This window comes from Celeribacter sp. ULVN23_4 (assembly GCF_054788345.1).
In genome coordinates this window covers 1-2061 of record NZ_JBTVYO010000021.1, presented here as the reverse complement: position 1 = coordinate 2061, position 2061 = coordinate 1, and the positions used below count along the sequence as shown (strand labels likewise).

Here is a 2061-nt window from a genome sequence, read left to right as displayed (position 1 = left end):
GGGTTATGTTCCCGTTACAGGCACTTCTACGGCTGATCGCCTCAGTAAAACTTGGGGTATCAGTGGTGTGGGTCGGAGGTCAACAGGCACGTTCTGTCCTACGGTTTGTCCTACGATCTAGCCACCCGCTTTAGGGGCGGCAGACAGGCCTCCTTTGAGACAATTGCGTTCCCTTTTGTCCAACCACGTAGCGCCCTCCCCAGGGCACCCATGCTCTCCCTATGGGGGAAACTGGCGTTGCGTCGAGGTGTATATCTCTCCACAAATCTTCAGAGTATTTTCAGATCCACGGCTCGGCGCCTTAGACCGACGCGAGCCCCTGTTTTTTTCCTTCAAGTCATTCTCTGAACACAGGCGGGGATTTCCTTTACGTATTTGACCGTAGGCGGATCCGAGATCCTTAGCATCTCAAGCTGTCCAGCCTAGGGCCCATTGCGACAGGACCCCTCAAAATGTTTGACACAAATGCGCCCTCCGTGCAGCCGCACGGGGCCACTCAGCATGTCCAAGTGACAGACCGTGCACAGCTCTTCGTCGACGGAGAGCACACCGCTGCAGACGAAGACACACTAAAAATTACACTCCTGCTTCTGGAGGAAATTGGCGTTTTAAAGGACGCTGCCCCTTTCTTCTCGATGCAATCAGAAGTTCCAAAGGTAAAACAAAGGACGAGAGAGACGGTCTCTAAGCAAGTTTGCTTCATGGCCTCATTCCTTCGAGTTACAACCCGCGTAGAGCACTTCAGCATCCAAATGGATAGACACCAATGGACCCGTACACCATGCGGATACTCTGCAGCTAAGTCGATCACCCAGGCGCTCCTAGACCAAGGACACATCTGGAAAGAGGTCAAGCCTCGGAAGGGGCGCAACTGCACGATCTATGGCTGCTCTGAAGACTTCAAGCGACGCCTTTCTGAGTGCGAAGGACGTCTGAACTTCAAGCGGTGCAGACCACACCCAATAGAGGTTCGTCAGCCCAAGCCGGATCATCGCAGGATGTTTAAGAAGATGCGCCTTCCGTTGTCCCGCTTCGACCATGTCGAGGTCCGAGAGCAGCAAAACACAGTCATAAGACTAAACACTCATCTGTCCCGCTTCGCACTCGCGACCGCTGACGGGAAACATCAAGACACGATGCTTAGGCGTATCTACTCAGGAGACTTGAAGCATGGAGGACGGCTTTATGGAGACTATCAGAATTTGCCCCAACAAGACCGGCTGAACTGCACTATCGACGGGGAGCCAGTCTGTGAGATCGACCTGAAGGCCTCTCATGTCTTCATCCTGGCCGCAATTTGTGGCCACCCTGAGCGGCTACCTCAAGACCCCTACGCGGCCATTGACTGGGTGGACACTCCTCTCAAACGGAAGGCTGCGAAGACCTTAGTGCAATGCATGGTCCATGCTTCTGATGGGCGACCTAAAAGGTTCCCCCGAAAGAAGGGCGGCGTTCTATTCCGGGACAAGTACGAATTGGAAGATGTGAAAATAGAGGACTTGCTGCCGGGTATCTTGCAAGTGATGCCCTTCATTGAAGGCACTCCCTGTTTGACGCATTTTCTGCAATACTTTGAGGCTGAGATCCTGATTGCTGTCTTGGAACTCTTACGGAATTTGAATATTCCGGCCTATCCGATCCACGACAGCCTATTGGTGAAGAGGTCGGATGAAACAGCGGTGCTGAATGTCTTCCAGGAAACCCTCAAGGAATACTTAGGAGGCCATGCGCCTTGGCTAGACGTATCCACTGCAGACCAACCCGTACGCATAGTTGAGCCCCAGCCTTGTCCTGACGAAGAAGTTGGCTTGTTGAGCGGCACTCTGAAGAAACTCTCGGCTAGCTACGAAGAGAGGGGGGAGAGGTGTCTCGAGTACGCAGAACAAACGCTCGCAATCGACCCAGCACTCACAGGAGACTTTTAGTACGACTTAAAGGAAGACATATAGCCTAATGAGATTAAGAGCGGTTCTGAGACTCGTTAAGTGTATATAGAATATGCGAGTTTCGTGAACCGCTCAGAACAGCTATCCAAAGACGACCAGGGTAGCGAGTTCATCT

The 2061-nt window shown here is 52.5% G+C and carries 1 protein-coding gene; it reads left to right on the top strand.

Going from position 1 to position 2061, the window contains the following annotated elements; genetic code table 11:
* Positions 1-452 precede the first annotated feature (452 nt).
* Positions 453-1925, top strand: a complete 1473-nt coding sequence (locus ACYBHZ_RS19295; RefSeq protein ID WP_460275944.1) for a hypothetical protein — start codon at positions 453-455, stop codon at positions 1923-1925.
* Positions 1926-2061: the final 136 nt, after the last annotated feature.